Origin of the sequence: Alcaligenes sp. YSL9, from assembly GCF_030515105.1 — a bacterium.
GTDB lineage: Bacteria > Pseudomonadota > Gammaproteobacteria > Burkholderiales > Burkholderiaceae_B > Alcaligenes > Alcaligenes phenolicus.
Genome location: NZ_JALXJU010000001.1, coordinates 1,511,599 through 1,528,711 on the forward strand (window position 1 = coordinate 1,511,599; position 17,113 = coordinate 1,528,711).

Annotated in this window: 13 protein-coding genes; 7 read left to right on the plus strand and 6 right to left on the minus strand. The window is 56.9% G+C overall.

What is annotated here, in order from left to right:
- Positions 1 to 16 precede the first annotated feature (16 nt).
- On the minus strand, positions 17 to 1,186 hold the full coding sequence (locus M2Q46_RS07055) for an ABC transporter substrate-binding protein (protein WP_009456635.1): 1,170 nt from the start codon (positions 1,184 to 1,186) through the stop codon (positions 17 to 19).
- A 339-nt stretch (positions 1,187 to 1,525) separates the two neighbouring features.
- Between M2Q46_RS07055 and msrB the strand changes: the two genes are divergently transcribed.
- Genes msrB through M2Q46_RS07075 form a run of 4 tightly spaced genes read left to right on the plus strand, consistent with a single transcriptional unit; the run spans position 1,526 to position 3,540 of the window.
- Complete coding sequence (gene msrB / locus M2Q46_RS07060) at positions 1,526 to 1,921, plus strand: peptide-methionine (R)-S-oxide reductase MsrB (RefSeq protein WP_009456637.1); 396 nt, start codon at positions 1,526 to 1,528, stop codon at positions 1,919 to 1,921.
- Positions 1,918 to 2,484, plus strand: coding sequence for a septation protein A (locus M2Q46_RS07065; RefSeq protein ID WP_009456639.1), 567 nt, complete (start codon positions 1,918 to 1,920; stop codon positions 2,482 to 2,484). The genes msrB and M2Q46_RS07065 overlap by 4 nt, the downstream gene beginning before the upstream one ends.
- A 7-nt stretch (positions 2,485 to 2,491) precedes the next feature.
- Positions 2,492 to 2,755, plus strand: coding sequence for a BolA family transcriptional regulator (locus M2Q46_RS07070; RefSeq protein ID WP_088450531.1), 264 nt, complete (start codon positions 2,492 to 2,494; stop codon positions 2,753 to 2,755).
- An 8-nt stretch (positions 2,756 to 2,763) separates the two neighbouring features.
- Positions 2,764 to 3,540, plus strand: a complete 777-nt coding sequence (locus M2Q46_RS07075; RefSeq protein ID WP_026483124.1) for a peptidylprolyl isomerase — start codon at positions 2,764 to 2,766, stop codon at positions 3,538 to 3,540.
- 301 nt (positions 3,541 to 3,841) lie between these two features.
- Here M2Q46_RS07075 and ligA read toward each other — a convergent pair whose 3' ends face one another.
- The 3 genes from ligA to smc are packed head-to-tail and all read right to left on the minus strand — an operon-like array spanning position 3,842 to position 10,518.
- Positions 3,842 to 5,929, minus strand: coding sequence for an NAD-dependent DNA ligase LigA (ligA, locus tag M2Q46_RS07080; RefSeq protein ID WP_302356942.1), 2,088 nt, complete (start codon positions 5,927 to 5,929; stop codon positions 3,842 to 3,844).
- Complete coding sequence (locus M2Q46_RS07085; protein WP_035272478.1) at positions 5,926 to 6,948, minus strand: cell division protein ZipA C-terminal FtsZ-binding domain-containing protein; 1,023 nt, start codon at positions 6,946 to 6,948, stop codon at positions 5,926 to 5,928. The genes ligA and M2Q46_RS07085 overlap by 4 nt, the downstream gene beginning before the upstream one ends.
- 45 nt (positions 6,949 to 6,993) lie before the next feature.
- Entirely contained in the window at positions 6,994 to 10,518 is a 3,525-nt protein-coding gene (gene smc, locus M2Q46_RS07090; RefSeq protein WP_302356943.1) for a chromosome segregation protein SMC, read from the minus strand.
- A gap of 500 nt (positions 10,519 to 11,018) precedes the next feature.
- On the opposite strand from smc, the gene lplT reads away from it, so the two are divergent.
- The gene (gene lplT / locus M2Q46_RS07095; RefSeq protein WP_060186478.1) at positions 11,019 to 12,329 is read left to right on the plus strand and encodes a lysophospholipid transporter LplT; all 1,311 of its coding nucleotides are present in this window, start codon (positions 11,019 to 11,021) and stop codon (positions 12,327 to 12,329) included.
- Between the two features lie 123 nt (positions 12,330 to 12,452).
- On the opposite strand, the gene M2Q46_RS07100 is transcribed toward lplT, so the two are convergent.
- Positions 12,453 to 13,376 carry a uracil-DNA glycosylase gene (locus M2Q46_RS07100; protein WP_060186477.1) on the minus strand — a complete coding sequence of 308 codons (924 nt, stop codon included), beginning with the start codon at positions 13,374 to 13,376 and terminating at the stop codon, positions 12,453 to 12,455.
- Positions 13,373 to 14,605: a tRNA (adenosine(37)-N6)-threonylcarbamoyltransferase complex dimerization subunit type 1 TsaB gene (gene tsaB, locus M2Q46_RS07105; protein WP_302356944.1), complete on the minus strand. Its 1,233-nt coding sequence runs from the start codon at positions 14,603 to 14,605 to the stop codon at positions 13,373 to 13,375. The genes M2Q46_RS07100 and tsaB overlap by 4 nt, the downstream gene beginning before the upstream one ends.
- Before the next feature lie 277 nt (positions 14,606 to 14,882).
- Between tsaB and ompR the strand changes: the two genes are divergently transcribed.
- Together ompR and M2Q46_RS07115 are read left to right on the plus strand one after the other, a co-directional pair.
- A complete protein-coding gene (gene ompR / locus M2Q46_RS07110) occupies positions 14,883 to 15,617 on the plus strand; it encodes a two-component system response regulator OmpR (protein WP_003801024.1) in 735 nt (244 codons plus the stop codon).
- Between the two features lie 35 nt (positions 15,618 to 15,652).
- Positions 15,653 to 17,062 (plus strand): ATP-binding protein, encoded by a 1,410-nt coding sequence (locus tag M2Q46_RS07115; RefSeq protein ID WP_302357050.1) that lies wholly within the window; start codon positions 15,653 to 15,655, stop codon positions 17,060 to 17,062.
- Positions 17,063 to 17,113: the final 51 nt, after the last annotated feature.

Below are 17,113 nucleotides of genomic sequence, written 5' to 3' on the forward strand. Positions count from 1 at the left end.
TTTTGCCTGTCAGATATTACAGATCAGGCTGATACGTCCATTTACCGTCGACCACTTTCACAATCACGTGGGCACGCTTGTCCAGACCGGCGTGGTCTGTTGCAGACATATTGAACACACCTTGGGAAGCAGCCAGTTCCTTAGTTTGCTCCAGAGCATCACGCAGGGCTGCGCGGAACTCGGGGGTACCTGGCTTGGCGCCGGACTTCAGGGCTTCCGGAATGGCTTCGGTCACGAGCAGACCGGCATCCCACATGTGACCACCAAAGGTATTGATGGAGCCAGCGCCGTATTTGGCTTCGTATTTTTCCTTGTAGTCCATGGCGGTCTTTTTCACCGAGCTGCTGTCAGGCAGTTGTTCGGCAACCAGCAAAGGACCGGCTGGCAAGATCATGTCGTTACAGTCTTTGCCACACACACGCAACACGTCGCTGTTGGCGGCACCGTGTGTCTGGTAAATGATGCCGGCGTAGCCGCGACCTTTCAGCTCGCGCTGAGGCAAGGCAACGGGCGTACCGGAACCGGCGATCAGAACGGCATCAGGCTTGGTGCCCAGCAGCTTCAGAACCTGACCGGTCACGCTGGTGTCGTTACGGCCATAGCGCTCGGCGCCCAGCACTTTGATGCCTTTGGCTTGAGCGGCTTCGGTAATCACGTTCAGCCAGCCGTCACCGTAGGCGTCGTTGTAACCGATAAAGCCCAGGGTTTTGACGTTCTGCTTGACCATGGCATCGGCCAGAGCACCGGCCATCAACTGGTCATTCTGAGGAGTCTTGAACACCCAGGTACGGGCGCCTTCCACAGGATCAACAATCTTGGCGTTGGCGGCCACACTGATCATGGGAGTCTTGGTTTCGCCGGCAACGTCCACCATGGCCAGGGAACCGGGGGTCACGGAAGTACCGATCACCACGTCCACTTTGTCATCGGTGATCAGCTTGCGCATATTGCGTACGGCTACGGTGGTATCGGTTGCATCGTCCAGAACGATGTACTCGATTTTCTGGCCGGCCACTTCAGTAGGCAGCAGGCTGACTGTATTGCGCTCAGGAATGCCCAGCGAGGCCGCCGGTCCTGTCGCTGCCACCGTCACACCCACCTTGATCTGCGCGGACACGGCCACGGGCAGGCTCAAGGCCAGGGCTGCAGCCAATGTCGTCAGGCGACCAGTAGTAATGCAGTTCATCCTTTTCTCCCAAATTTTGTTCATTGTTGTGGACCGATTCAACGGTCAAAAAATCGTAATACAGATAATCACCAGCACATACCAGAAACGTATCAAGTCACGAGAATTTCAGATATTGGTGTTTACCTTAAATATTAAAAGTTTAAATAGTGCACTAACTAAAGTGATAGCTCACTAATTAAGTGCCCTGTGCCGCGATTTTCTTCACTGGAGAGCCCACTGGAGGTCAGGAAGATCTGCACTTTGGAACCCTCTGTTCCAAACGCACTCTAATTGTCGATTACTATGTAGGACTGCACCTCCTGTAGGCATTGAACTGTTTTTCATAAGGCAGCACACGTGGAAAAAGTACGTAAAACAGACGCTGAGTGGCGCGCCCAGCTCAGCCCCGAAGAATTCTATGTCACCCGTCAGAAAGGGACGGAGCGCCCCTTTACCGGCCGCTACTGGGACACCACCACGCCCGGCATCTACCGCTGCGTCGGTTGCGGCACGCCCCTGTTTGCCTCGGACACGAAGTTTGATGCCGGTTGCGGCTGGCCCAGCTACTTCACGCCCCTGAACCCGGATAATGTGCGCGAGGAGCTGGATACCAGTCACGGCATGCGCCGTACCGAAGTGCTTTGCAATGTCTGCGATGCCCATTTGGGGCACGTCTTTGAAGACGGTCCCCCACCCACTGGGCTACGATATTGCATTAACTCTCTATCCATGACTTTTGAACCCGAAGCATGAAGAAGCTCTTATTTGATCTATTCCCGCTCGTACTGTTCTTTCTGGCGTTTCGCTTCTCCGACATTTATGTCGCCACCGGCGTGGCCATGGCCGCCTCAGTCCTGCAGATACTGTGGCTGAAGCTCACCAGCAAGGCGATCGAGACCTCGCACTGGATCAATCTGGCCGTCATTGTGGTCTTTGGCGGTGCCACCCTGTTTTTCCACAATGATGTCTTCATCCGCTGGAAACCCACGGTGCTGTACTGGATCTTTGCTCTGGTGCTGCTGGGCGGACGTTACCTGATGCATCGCAATCTGATGCAAAAATTCATGGGCACCCATCTGGTCTTGCCCGGCCATGTCTGGGACAAATTAAACCTGGTCTGGGCGAGCTTTTTCGTCGCCATGGGCCTGGTCAATCTGTACGTTGCCTTCTCGGGCCACTTTACCGAATCCCAATGGGTCAACTTCAAGGCCTTCGGCCTGCTGGGTTTGATGCTGGTGTTTGTCGTTGCCCAATCCTTGTGGCTGGGCCGCTACCTGCAAGACTCTTCCGACAACTCCACTCCCCCAAAATCTTGATTTCGCCATGACAGACGCACTTGCTTCCCTGATTCACGAACGGCTCCAGACACTGGAACCGTCGGAGCTGGACATCATCAATGAGTCCCATCTGCACGCTGGCCACGCCGGTGCACAAGGTGGTGCAAGCCACTTTCGGGTGATCATCGCCTCGAAACAATTTGATGGAATTTCAACACTGGCACGACACAGACTTGTGTATGATCGCGTCCACGATCTAATGCCTTTCCCGATTCACGCATTGGCTATTCAAGCCAAAACCACCGCTTAAGGATGCTCATGAAACGTATTGCCGCATTTGCCCTGACCTGCGCTATGGCTGCTCCCGTCTATGCACAGACGATTGCCACCGTAAACGGCAAAAACCTCACGCAAAAAGACCTGGATCAGTTCGTCGCCGTTCTGGTCGAGCAAGGCGCCAAGGACTCGCCCGAGCTGCGTGAGCAAGTCAAACAGGAAATGGTCAACCGTCTGGCTGTGGTGCAAGCCGCTGAAAAAGCCGGTATCGACAAGACCAACCAGGTTCAGCAAGAGCTGGAACTGGCCCGCCAGAGCATTCTGGTCCGTGCCCTGATGGCTGACTACCTGAAAAAGAACCCCGTCACCGACGCCGACCTGACCAAGGAATACAACACCATCAAGGCGATGGAAGAAGGTCAGCAGGAATACAAGGTGCGCCACATTCTGGTCAAGGACGAAGCTGCCGCCAAAGATTTGCTGGCCAAGATCAAGTCCAAGAAAATCAGCTTTGCTGATGCCGCCAAGAAAGACTCCATCGACACCGGCAGCGGCCAGCAAGGCGGCGATCTGGGCTGGGCTCCTAGCTCCACCTACGTGCCCGAGTTCGCTCAGGCTGTAGAGAAGATGAAAAAAGGCGAGCTGAGCGCTGCACCTGTGCAGTCGCAGTTTGGCTGGCACATCATCCAGGTGGACGATGCTCGCCCTGTGACCTTCCCCGCCATGGCCGAAGTGAAGCCTCAGCTGGAAGAAATGATGCGTCAGCGCAAGCTGGCCGAGTACCAGCAAAAAATCCTGAAAGAAGCCAACATCAAGTAATGGCTTTGACAGCCGCTTTGTTTTCCCGATAAGGCGGCTAGCAGGAAAAACAAATATGGCGCCTCAAGGGCGCCATATTTGTTTGTTGTGCAGGTCGTTCATGCGGTAATTAAAAGCCCAGATCACTGCTGAACCACCACCAGGACTATTCAACGCGCATTAAAACAAAAGGCAGTGCGTGCTTAGCGCACTGCCTAAAAGTCGAAAAATAGCTACCAGAGCAAATATCCTGCTGACTCATAGACTCTTGGCAAAAAAGCTAAGCCTGCAAGGTGGCAGAACTTCACTTCTTCCCCCTGCGCTATTCACCCGCCAGTAAAGCCAGGAACTGGGCTTCGTCCAGAATAGTCACGCCCAACTCCTGCGCCTTGGTGAGCTTGGAACCCGCCTCTGCACCTGCCAGCACATAGGCCGTCTTTTTGGAGACCGAGCCACTGGCCTTGCCCCCTGCTTCCAATACACGGCGTGTAGCTTCGTCCCGGCTCATACTGGGCAGCGTACCCGTAATGACCACCGTTTTGCCCGCCAACGGCAGATTAGCGCTATTGGCGCGGGCTTGCGCCTGTTGAGGAGTCACCCCAGCCGCCAGCAGCGCATCCAGGGCCTCCCGATTATGCGGCTCCTGGAAAAAGTGCCGTACGGAAGCTGCTACAACCGGGCCCACCTCATTGACCTGCAGCAGCGCTTCTTCATCAGCCTGCTCCAATGCCTGCAAGGAGCCAAAATGCTGTGCCAGATCGCGCGCCGTGGTCTCACCCACATGGCGGATGCCCAAGGCGTAAATCAGACGATTCAAGGCCGGTTCGCGCACTTTATCAATCGCCTCGATCAGATTCTCGGCCGACTTGCGTCCCATACGCTCCAGTAGCACCAACTTTTCGACTTGCAGCTTGAAGATATCGGCCAAGGTATGCACCAGCCCGGTTTCCACCAACTGATCCACCAGCTTTTCACCCAAGCCTTCAATATCCAGCGCTTTACGGCTGGCGGCGTGAATCAGGGTTTGCTTGCGCTGGGCAGGACAAATCAGACCACCAGTACAACGCCAGGCAGACTCTCCTTCCAGACGCTCCAGTGCCGACTGACAAGCGGGACACTCCTTGACCATCTCGAAAGGCACGCTGCTCTCAGGACGCTGCTCCAACACCACAGCAACCACTTCAGGGATCACATCACCGGCACGGCGTACCACGACGGTATCGCCTGCTCGCACATCTTTGCGACGCACTTCGTCTTCGTTATGCAGCGTGGCATTAGTGACTGTGACACCGCCCACAAACACCGGCTTCAAACGCGCGACGGGTGTGACAACCCCGGTACGGCCCACTTGAAACTCGATACTCTCCACACGCGTCATTTCTTCTTGCGCGGGGAATTTATGAGCAACGGCAAAGCGCGGCGCACGGGCCACATAGCCCAGAACACGCTGCGCAGCCAAAGAGTTGACCTTGTAGACCACACCGTCAATTTCAAAGGGCAAACCGGGGCGACGTTGCTGGGTTTCACCATAGAAATCCAGCAGGCCCTGCACGCCCTTCACGACTTTACGGTCGCGGCTCAACGGCATACCCAGGCTTTCCAGCCAGTCCATCATGCCCGATTGGGTATCACGAGGCAGTGCCTCGCCAGCGGGTTCCGCAAACAAGGTACTTTGTGGCTGATTCGCGGCAGGCATGGGGCTGACTTCACCCCAACCATAGGCGAAAAAGCGCAAAGGCCGTTTAGCGGTTATTTTCGGGTCCAGCTGACGCAAGCTGCCTGCGGCCGCATTGCGCGGATTCACAAATACTTTCTCGCCACGCTTGGTCTGGTTCTCGTTCAGGCGCTCAAAGTCCGCCCGGTTCATCAGAACCTCGCCTCGCACCTCCAGCACGGCAGGCAATTGTGCCGCATCGCCACGCAAGCGCAGAGGAATGGACTTGATGGTGCGAATATTGCTGGTGACGTCCTCGCCCGTGGTGCCATCACCGCGAGTCGATGCCTGTACCAACAGGCCTTGCTCATAGCGCAAGCTGATCGCCAGACCGTCAAACTTGTATTCGGCCAGATAATCTACCCGACGATCCAGTCCCACCACACCTGCCTCGACCAGGGTATCGGCGACACGCTTGTCAAAGGCCTGAACTTCTTCAGCATCAAAGGCATTACCCAAGGACAGCATGGGGACAGCGTGCTGAACCGTATCAAAACCGTCCAGAGGCGCTGCACCCACACGCTGTGTGGGCGAGTCCGGAGTAATCCATTCCGGGTGCTCGGCTTCCAGCGCCAGCAGCTCGTTCATCAATGCGTCGTATTGCGCGTCCGAAATGCTGGGCGCATCCTGAACGTAATAGGCCCAGTTATGCTGGGCCAGTTCTTCATGTAACTGCTGTACTCGCTTCAAGCTCACGAAAAAATCCTGCCTGTACGTTCCTGGCCTGCTGTAAAGCCAGCCTGCTCCAGGCGTTCGTACAGATTACTTAGTTGTTCATCAATGTTTTGGTCGGTGCTCTCGGGCAAGGGGCGACCTTGATCATCCAGCACCACGCCGTCCAGACGGCTGGCCAAATCACGGGCCACCGTTGCCATGCGGCTGAAGGCATGATCGTCCGCAGGGCTGTTGGGCAAATCCAGCAGCAAGTCGATACGCTCAATGCTGGCCGACTGAATATCTTTGGGCTGGGCACCATCGAACATGGCGGTGAAACGGGGCTGTCCCGAATCTGCCAACCAGGCCAGTTGCTGGCCAAAGGGCAGAAAGCCGGCATCCTTGACCATTTGAATCACGGACGAGGCAGGCATGGGGCCAGGCAAGCGCACCGACACGCCCACCAGGGCATCCAGATCAGCGCAGGTATTATCCAGGGCAGCCGCACGACGCAGCACATCATCCTGTTCCGGACCTTCTACCGAACCATCAAACTGCTGTGCCAGCGCTTGCGCAGCCATCCAGACCTGCGACCACTCGATCGCCGACAAGGGGCCACTACGGTTGGCCAGCAAAACGGCAATCTGCATGCTGGCGTAGGACTCGCCCGAACGCAGGCGAGCACGATGACCGCCCCCTTCGCATTCCGCGAAATAACGCACAGGCTTGGCACCGGTACGCGATACCGATTGCAAGGCCTGAGCCAGATCCTGAGCATCCACGGGCTGGCTGAAACTGATATCGATAACGGCCTCGGTCGTGCAGTCGGCCTCGGCCGCATCGTGCTCACCGTCAGCAGACGCAGAATCGCCGCCACGCGTCATGCTGGGCTCGCGGCGTTCCAGCTCGGTGAGCTGGCTCATCAAGGGATCGGTATCCCCATCCGGGAATTGGCTTTGCATCTGCTGGCGCACTCGGCGGTCTTGCCACCAGTTAAAGACCACCACGAGCAAGATGAGCAAAATGCCCAATAAAATCAGTGCGATTTGCAAATCACTCATTGTCAGTTCCGTCGAATCAACACTAGCGGATTAAAAAAAACAGGCTTACACACTGCTCATTTGCATGGCAGCGTCTACGTCCACTGCCACAATTCGGGATACACCTTGCTCTTGCATGGTGACCCCGATCAGTTGTTTGGCCATCTGCATGGCAATTTTATTGTGAGAAATAAATAAAAACTGGGTTTGGTCACTCATGCTGGCCACCAGATTGGCATAGCGTTCGGTATTCGCATCATCCAGTGGCGCATCCACCTCGTCCAGCAAACAAAAGGGCGCGGGATTGAGTTTGAAGAAGGCAAAAACCAGCGCTGTCGCTGTCAATGCCTTTTCACCACCAGAGAGCAAATGAATCGTGCTATTGCGCTTGCCTGGTGGCTGAGCCATGACCTGCACCCCAGCTTCCAGCACTTCATCGCCCACCATCGTCAGTTTAGCCTCTCCACCACCAAATAGCCTTGGGAAAAGCTCGCCAAAGTGCTGATTAACGATGTTGAATGTTTCCATGAGCAACTGGCGCGTCTCGCGGTCAATCTTGCGAATCGCATCTTCCAGGGTCTCGATGGCATCACTCAAATCTTTATGCTGAGCATCCAGATAGGTCTTGCGTTCCTGGGCCGTAGTCAGCTCCTCAAGGGCCGCCAGGTTCACCGGACCCAGGCCTTCAATCTGGCGCGAGATGCGCTGCACTTCAGACTGCAACCAGCCCACACGCTGCCATTCCGGTGTCTTTTCCTGTAACAAGCTCCACAGTTCGGAACGGTTTACCTTTCTGCTGTCCAGCTGTTCAGCAAACTGTTCGACCGCCAGACGCGACGCTTGTTCCTGCAACTGCAATTCAGTGACTTGCTCGCGCAAGGGTGCCAGATTCTTTTCGTTCTCGGCACGGGCCTGTTCATGCTCACGCAATTGGGCAGCCAGCGTATCGAGTTGAATTTTTGCCAGACGAACGGCTTCTTCACGTTCGGCACGCAACTCCAGGGCATCTTGTAAACCGGCTTGTGCGGCGGACGCATCCAGATCCAGCAGTTCACCTTGCAAACCTTCCAGCTGACCGGCCGTGCGTTGTGCCTGCTCCTGCGCCAGGGCCAGATTGCGCTGCAGTTCGGCCATGCGCTGCACCAAAGCACGCTCGGCAAATTGGGCATCATGCACGGCGCGCTCACGCTCGTGTAGGGTACGGCGGGCCTGTTCTGCCTGTTCGGCGCCCTTCTCGCCTTCCATCTGCGCTTCGGCAAACACGCCCTGATGTTCGGCCAGCTCTTCATCCAGCGTTTCAAAGCGGGCCTCGAATTCCTCGCGGTTCGCCTGCAGCTCTTCGCGCTGTACTGCCAGTTCTTCCAGCTCTTCGTTGATGCGGCTACCACGCTCTTGCGACTGCTGCGCCTGTTGGGCCAACTTGGAGTGCTCCAGCTGCACATCGTGCATCCGAGCTGTCAGCTCGCCCACGCGGGCTCGGGCCGGAACCAGGCCGTTACGCACTTGCTGCAAGGCCATTTCGGCCTGGGTGCTGGTATGGCCCAGTTCATCGACAATCAGTTGAGCGCCGCGCAGCTCGCGCTCCAGATGAGCAATTTCCTGCTGACGTGCCAGCATCCCGGCTTGTTCGGAGTCGGGTGCATAAAAGCGAATGCTGTGCTTATCCACCAAATGGCCGTCACGCACCACGATTGCCATTTGATCTGTCAGTTGATCGCGCAAGCTCAGGGCCTGCTTCAAATCCTGACAGACATAAACCTGATGCAACCAATTATCCAGCAAGCTGCGCAAGCCACCCTCTTGCTGTCGCAACACCGAAGTCAACAAGGGTAAATCCAGGGCAGGCTTGGCCGGCGCTCCCGCCTCGGGCAACTGATAAAAACTTAAACGGGCCGGTGGTGCATCACTGGCGAAAGCTGCGGCCATATCCAGGCGGCGCAGCTCCAAGGCCGTCATGCGCTCGCGCAGCACAGCCTCCAGCGCGGTTTCCCAGCCTTTTTCCACGTCCAGGCTTTGCCATAGACGCTTCATGCTCTCCAGTCCATGCTTGGCCAGCCAGGGTTCCAGAGTTCCCTTGCGCGCCACATCCTCCTGCAAACGACTCAAGGCCAGATGACGTGCTTCCAGACGGGCCATATCCTGCCCGCCTTGCAAGGCTTGCTCCTGCGCCTTCTTGCGCTCCTCTTCCAGTCGAGGAAGCTGGGCCTCCAGATGCTGCATATGTTCCTGAGCTTGCTGCAACTGATTTTGCAGCATGTTCAGATCGCCTTGCAGGCGCTCCAGATTGTCCGGGTCCGGGGCATTGAGTTCGCGCAATTCCTGCTTCAAGCGCTCCTGACGCTGCTCCACACCTTGGATCTGACGGTCGGCATCACGCTGCGATTGCGCAGCCAGGGCCAAATTCTGTTCCAGACGCGCCAAAGCCATGCGCATTTCGTCCCGACGCTGGGCCTGTTCGCGTACACGCAGCTCCAGATCGGGCAAGGCGCCTTGCGCCTCCTCCAGCAGAATCTGTAATTCTTCCAGCTTTACCGCGGCTTCTTCGCGCTGCTGCTCACTGTTTTCCAGTTCTTGCTGGCAATGTTCTTGTTGTTCAATCCAGTCATGCTGCTGTTGTTCCAGTTGCTCACGGCGCTGCGCCATGCGGCTGCGCGAATCCAGCACGTGGCGAATTTCTGCTTCCAGGCTGGACACTTGAGAGCCCGCCTCATACAACTGGCTTTGCGCCAGATGCAAGGCATCGCCAGCCTGTAAATGAGCTTGTCGCTGCGACTCCAACGTGGATTCGGCATGCCGCAAACCGGCAATGGATTCCTCCAGCTTGGTCTGAGCCTGTTCAATCGCCAGGAAACGGGCTTTTTGATCGCTCTGTGCATTGGACTCTTTCAGCAGCCACAGCAGGTTTTGCTTGAGCTCACCGTCTTGCTGCAAGTCACGATACTGGCGCGCCACTTCAGCCTGCGCCTGCAATTTCTCCAGCTGCGCATCCAGTTCCCTTTGGATATCTTCCACACGCAGCAGGTTTTCGCGGGTATCGCGCAAGCGGCTTTCCGTTTCGCGGCGACGCTCCTTGTAGCGCGATACACCCGCAGCTTCTTCCAGAAACACGCGCAACTCTTCGGGCTTGGCTTCGATCAGGCGGTTGATCATGCCCTGCCCGATGATGGCGTAACCCCGCGCCCCCAAGCCCGTACCCAGGAAGATGTCGTGAATATCACGCCGACGAACAGCCTGATTGTTCAGAAAGTAGCTGCTGGTCCCGTCCCGGCTCAGGACACGCCGTACCGAGATCTCGGCATAGGTGCTCCACTGACCCGAGGCCCGCCCTTCAGAATTATCGAAAACCAGCTCAACCGATGCGCGGCCCGCCGGTTTGCGTTGCGAGGAGCCATTGAAAATCACGTCCTGCATGGACTCGCCACGCAGCTCGGAGGCTTTGCTCTCGCCCAGCACCCAGCGCACCGCATCGATGATGTTGGATTTTCCACAGCCGTTGGGCCCGACAACGCCAACCAACTGACTGGGAGTTGGGATGGAGGTCGGGTCCACAAAGGATTTGAAACCAGCTAGTTTGATCTGGGTTAGACGCACAGGGTAGAAGTCAGCTCAGAAAAGACCAATTTGAACAGGCGCACAGGCGCATCTTGATCTGCCCGGCACCGCGAGTCGTATGATACCGCAGCACCTGCCACCCACAGCAAAACACGCCAAAAAACAAATGAAAACCACGGCACGGCTGCTGGGATGATAAGGCAGTAAACTCCCCCTTGCCGTCAAGTCCTGTTTACCCTGCTTGGCAAGCAGGACAAGAGTGTCAGACAGGGCATTTACAATAGCGCTTTGCCAGCGCCCGCCCGGCCAGAAAATCCGCGCAGACAGATAGCCGCAATGAATTTCTGATACCACTGCCCCCGCAGTCCCTGTTATTCTTGCTCCCCATCTCTCTTCGTAAATTTCACACCGGCTCAGGCTTGGTCAGAAAAACCATGAGGAGCCGCCTTGAAAAAGCTCCCCAGGCCTGACACCTGGCTTTGATTCGTGCTCTGCAGTCCCGAGACTGCACCTGTGGGCACACGTATTCGGGATGTATTTTGAATAAAGGATTTTATCTGGTCATGGCCGCGCAGGCATTGTCGTCAGTTGCCGACAATGCCTTGCTGATTGCCGCCATCGCCCTGATCGCTGACCTGCACGGACCTATCTGGATGGTCCCCATGATGAAATGGTGGTTTGCGCTGTCCTACGTGCTATTGGCCGCTTTTGTAGGGGCCTTTGCCGACTCGTATCCCAAGGGCCGGGTGATGTTCGCCACCAATGCCATCAAGCTGATAGGCTGTATGTTGATGTTCTGCCACCAGTACTTTGGCATGAACGACTCCCAGCAGCTGGTTCTGGTCTTTGTCTCCTACACCCTGGTAGGTATCGGTGCTGCTGCCTACTCTCCCGCCAAATACGGCATCGTCACCGAAATGCTCAAGCCCGAACAGTTGGTCAAGGGCAATAGCTGGATTGAAGGGCTGACCGTTCTGTCCATCATCGGCGGCACCGTGCTGGGCGGCATTCTGATCAACCCGTCGATCGCCAGTTCGCTAGCCGAACACCCCCTGATTGCACCTTTGGCCCAGACGCGTGCCGAAGTCGCTATCTTGCTGATTTCCTTTATTTACCTGTCGGCAGCGCTGTGCAACCTGCTGATTCCCCGCACCAATATCGACTACCCGCCCCAACAAAAGAACCCTATTCTGCTGCTCAAGGAATTCCGTACCTATGTACATATTCTGTGGCGTGACAAGCTGGGCCAGATCTCGCTGGCGGTAACCACTTTATTCTGGGGGGCCGGTGCCACACTGCAATTCATTGTGATCGAATGGGGCGCTCAACATCTGGGCTACCGTCTGGACCAGGCCTCGGTGCTGATGGGCGTAGCCGCATTGGGCACGGTCTTTGGCGCCGTTTTTGCAGCCCGCGTTCCCCTGAAGAAATCACTGGCCGTTCTGCCAGTGGGAGTGGCAATGGGCTTTGTGGTTCTGCTCATGCCCTTGGTGCACGAGAAATGGGCGGTCTACACCCTGCTGATGGGCATTGGCGGCTTGTCCGGCTTTTTCGTCGTTCCCATGAATGCCCTGCTCCAACATCGCGGGCACGTCATGTTGTCGGCCGGTCACTCCATTGCCGTGCAGAACTTCAATGAACAGCTGAACATTCTGTTCATGCTGGCGCTGTACAGCCTGCTGTTGTGGCTGCGTTTGCCCATCAACTACATCATTGTGTTCTTTGGCCTGATGGTAGCGTCCTTGATGACGGTATTCATCATCTGGAAAAACGCCAATCTGCGCGCGCACCCCGAGCTGGAAGCCTGCATAGGCCAGGAAGGTCATGGGCAGGCCTTGACGGCCAAGTAAGGGACAGCCCCAAAAAGGCACTACACCCCAAAAGTTGGACATGAATCCAATCTTTGGGGTGTTTTTCCATAATGACGTCTGACGAGGCAACTCAGCGCTAAAAGTCACCTGCAAGAACTGAGATCAGGACTGGCCCTGCAACTCGCGCAGCAAGGACAAATCCCGCCAGGCATTGGCTTTGTGCTGCGGGCGCAGCAACAGCGAGGCAGGATGGTAAGTCACCACCAAAGGCAGGCTACGACCCTGGGCATCGGTATACGTCAGGGCCTGGCCCCGCAAAGCCTCCAGATCTTCATCACGACCACTTAATGCCACCGCCGCCAAATGGCCAACGGCCAGCAAGCGACGTGGCTGTACCAAGCGAATCTGCGCATCCAGAAAGGCCCGACACGCGGCCAGCTCTTCTTGGGTAGGTGGACGGTTGCCCAAGGGGCGGCATTTCACCAGATGCGTTTTATAGACCGAAGCATCAGGAATCGCGCTATTGAGCATGGCTTGCAAAAGCAGCCCGGCTTTGCCATCAAAAGGCTGGGCGCTGCGATCATCACTGGTGCCCGGCGCTTCACCAATAATCATCCAGTCCGGTTCAGACAAGAGTTCTGAACCAAATACCACTTGAGCGCGGCCCGTATGCAGACCGCACTCCTGACAAGCCTGTACCTGCTCCAGCAAGCTGGCCATATCCTGGGCTTTTTCGGGCTGAATCAGTACAGCAGGCCGCTGCACGACCTCCTCCACAGGAGCCGCTGCAACAGGTCGAGCGCCGGATTTACGCAAAACTGCTAGCGCCTGATCACGCGCCGACATGGCATCAGTAGCCGCTGCGGGAGCCGAAGCAGGCGCAGGGCTGCCTGCATCATCCAGATTTCGGCCTGCCAACTGAGCCGTCTGCGGGGCCGCTGCAGCCTCTTGCGCAGGGGCCGCTGCTATGGCTGCGGATTGCCCAAGCGGCTGTGCCTGCGGCAGACGCGCCAGAAAAGCACGCTCCAGCCCCAACTCCAAAAGCCAGGTGCGTTGCAGAGGGGAGATAGGCTGAAAATCGATCATGCCCCAGCCCTGCTGGCCAGGTTCAGACTCATCAAGACCGCGTCTTCACGCTGTCCATCGCCCAGCGGATAGTAGTTTTTACGCAGACCATCCGCCTTGAAACCGTACTTCTGATACAGACCAATAGCTGGCGCATTCGAGGCCCGCACTTCCAGAACCACGCGCTCCAGCTGATGCTGACGAGCCCACAGCAGGCCGTCATCCAGCAATTGCCGAGCCAGACCTCGCCGCTGCTGTTCAGGGGCCACCCCAATCAGCAAAAGCTCAATCATATCGGGGGCTTGCAGCCAGATGGCATAGCCTCGCACCTGGCCTTGTTTATGAATGATTCGGGAGCAGTACGCGCTATTGCCCAGGGCGTCCGTGAAGTTGCCTGCCGTCCAGGGATGGCTTTCCACACGACGCTCAATATCCAGCACGGCGGACACATGCCCGGCCTGCATGGCTTCAATTTGCAGAGGTTGATCCAGAGCCGCCGGGTTTCCGCCCAGGCCCTGCTCACGCTCCTGGATGGTGTAGGCGACTTTCTCGCGCACATACAGCGGCATGGCCAGATCCGGGGAGATCCCCCGTCCTTCATCCAGATCATGCAGAGCCAAATGCGCCACGCTGGCACCTGTTGCACGCCATGCCTGACCCACTTCCCAACCCTGTGCGAGCACAGCTGGGGCCAGATCAGGAAACTGCTCCAATGCGTCACCGACGACTTGAATAGGCTGCTGCTCTGCGATCAAACCCTCAGCCTGCAAACGGGCGATCCAGGTAGTGACCTGCGCGGCATCCAGCAAGACCGGGCTTTGCAGCACAGACCAGGACTTCTCAGCTGTCCAGCAGTACACAGCCGCGTAGACCTCTTGCATGCGCGCATCCTGTGCCACCACATAGGCGGTGCCCTCTACAGGCGTACCGCAAGCAGCAGCCGCCAATAAGGACGAGACCGGCAGCACCGGCAAGTCCAAGGCAAAAGCCATACCTTGAGCTACACCACAGGCCACGCGCAGGCCAGTAAAACCACCAGGGCCTTGGCCGAAAGCAATCGCCGTCAGAGCGTGCCTGTCCAGACCGGCCTGCTCCAGCAGTTGCTCGGCCATGGGCAAAAGGCGTTCGGCATGATCGCCAGTCCCCTCGTGGCTCAGCTCCACCAGCGAAATACCCGCTTGGGTGCGAGACAACAAGGTCAGTTCACAGAGATTGGAGGAAGTCTCCAGGGCAAGAATATGTGCATCCATCGCGCTATTTTAGTTTAAGCAGACTCAAAATAGGCAGCTCCCTGGGATCGGACAAGGACAAAGCAGTCCATCATGGAATTTCGGGTGTATTTGCCCTCTGGCCGCTCTTTTTTTGACCTGACTCAAGCCGGGTCGTCAAACTATTTGCCACCATATAATCTTCTGTGAAGCCAGTCCAAATCCGCTGCAAGGCGCATAAATAGTACAAAACGCTTAATGTGTAATATTTTTCTACACCCCCCTATACGCGGTTTCTGATGCCTGTTACATTTTCGCTATGAATACGCCGACCCCCCCCCTCACCCGCAAAATCCTTGTCGTTGACGACGATCCCCGGCTGCGCGATTTATTGCGCCGCTACTTGTCTGAACAAGGGTTCAACGTTTTCGTCGCCGAAGACGGTAAAGAAATGGCCAAACTCTGGCAACGCGAGCATTTCGATCTGCTGGTACTGGATCTGATGCTGCCAGGCGAGGATGGCCTGTCCATCTGTCGTCGGCTGCGCGGCGGACACGACAACACCCCCATCATCATGCTCACTGCCAAGGCCGAAGAAATCGACCGTATCGTGGGCCTGGAGATGGGTGCCGATGACTACCTCATCAAACCTTTCAACCCCCGCGAACTGCTAGCCCGTGTCAACGCTATCTTGCGACGCCGTGGTACCGAGGAACACCCCGGCGCACCTAGTCAGGAAAATGAATCGATCGAGTTCGGCCCCTATGTGCTGAACCTGTCCACACGAACACTGACACGCAACAACGAAGTCGTCCCCATCACAACGGGCGAGTTCTCCGTGCTGAAGGTGTTTGCCCGTCATCCCAAGATCCCCTTGTCGCGCGACAAACTGATGGAACTGGCGCGTGGCCGCGAATACGAAGCTTTTGACCGCAGCCTGGACGTGCAGATTTCGCGTCTGCGCAAGCTGATCGAACCCAATGCTTCCAAGCCCGTGTTCATTCAAACGGTCTGGGGTCTGGGCTACGTTTTTGTTCCAGACGGCGGTAACTGACCTTGTCTTCCGGTCAGCAAGAAGGGCGGCCCGCCGTGGCCGCCCAACGCCGAGCAACAAAAAACTCAAGTATCCGGCTGGGTTTATTCAGCCGGTCTTTTTTATTGCTCGCAGCGTTGATGCTCGTCAGCCTGGGTGCCTGGCTGCAAGTGTTCTTCAGTATGGAAGAAGGCCCACGCGCAGCCCAAATGGCGCAGCGCGTGGCGTCCATTGTCAGCATCACCCGCTCGGCCCTGGTGTACGCGCCCCCGGCGGTACGCCCTGCCCTGTTGCTGGATCTGGCCACCAAGGAAAGTCTGCGCGTGCAACCACGCGAGAACACGGACGAACTGGAACCCTTGCCACGCTCCAACTACTGGCAGCACGTCTCTACCGAAGTGCGTGGCGCACTGGGCAGCCAGACCTTGATCATGTGGTCGGTCAACAGCGTGCCCGGCATCTGGGTTTCCTTTGATATCAATGAAGATCAGTATTGGCTGGTCTTTGATCGCGAACAATTAAGTCTGACTGCCGGCGTGGAATGGCTGGGCTGGGGCGCTACCGCCTTGCTGCTGGCCTTGATTGGTGCCGCTGTCAGTGTGCGTTTCGTGAACCGGCCTTTGGCTCAGTTGGCCAAAGTGGCTCAGCAACTGGCCCGTGGCGAAACCCCCAGTACCCTGCCTGAAAAAGGCCCGGTTGAAATCCGCGACATGAATATTGCCTTTAACCGCATGGCGCGCGACATTCGCCAGACGGAGGCCGATAGGGAAATCATGCTGGCCGGCATTTCGCACGACTTGCGCACACCGCTGGCGCGCATGCGTCTGGAAATTGAATTAAGCCAGGTATCGGACGAAACCCGCGCCGCCATTGACGAGGACCTGGCACAGATTGACCACAGTATTGGTCAACTGATGGAATACGCCCGCCCCGCTGCTGCCGTTCCTGAACATGGCATTGATGTTTCCGCCGTGCTCAATGATGTCTACGAACGCGAACGCACGCATACCGAATCACTGGGTGGGATTTTGACAGCCTCCGTTGAACCCAATCTGTATGCCCGCATCAGCGCCCACGACTTGAAGCGTATCGTCTCCAACCTGATCGAAAATGCCCGTCGCTATGGACGCAGTCCTGAGGATGATCGGGCACGCATTGAGCTGTCGGCGCATCAGCATGGCAATATTCTGGTGATTGCCGTCAAGGATCAGGGAGCCGGTATTGAAAAGGGCGATATCCAGCGCCTGCTGCGCCCCTTCTCGCGCGGCGTCTCTGCACGCACAGGCGTCAGTGGCGCAGGCTTGGGACTAGCTATTGTGGAGCGTTTGCTGGGACAAGTCGGAGGTCACTTCGAGCTGGTCAGTGCGCCGTCCGAGGGCTTGACCGCGCGCATTCAATTGCCCCGCATCCGTGCCAGTCGTAATGCACCTGGAACGCAAGGCGATAAAGACACCAAAGCCATCTGAGTACCTTGAGCCTTAGGCAGGGGATAGCCCCCCTTGCCCAAGGCCGGGTTC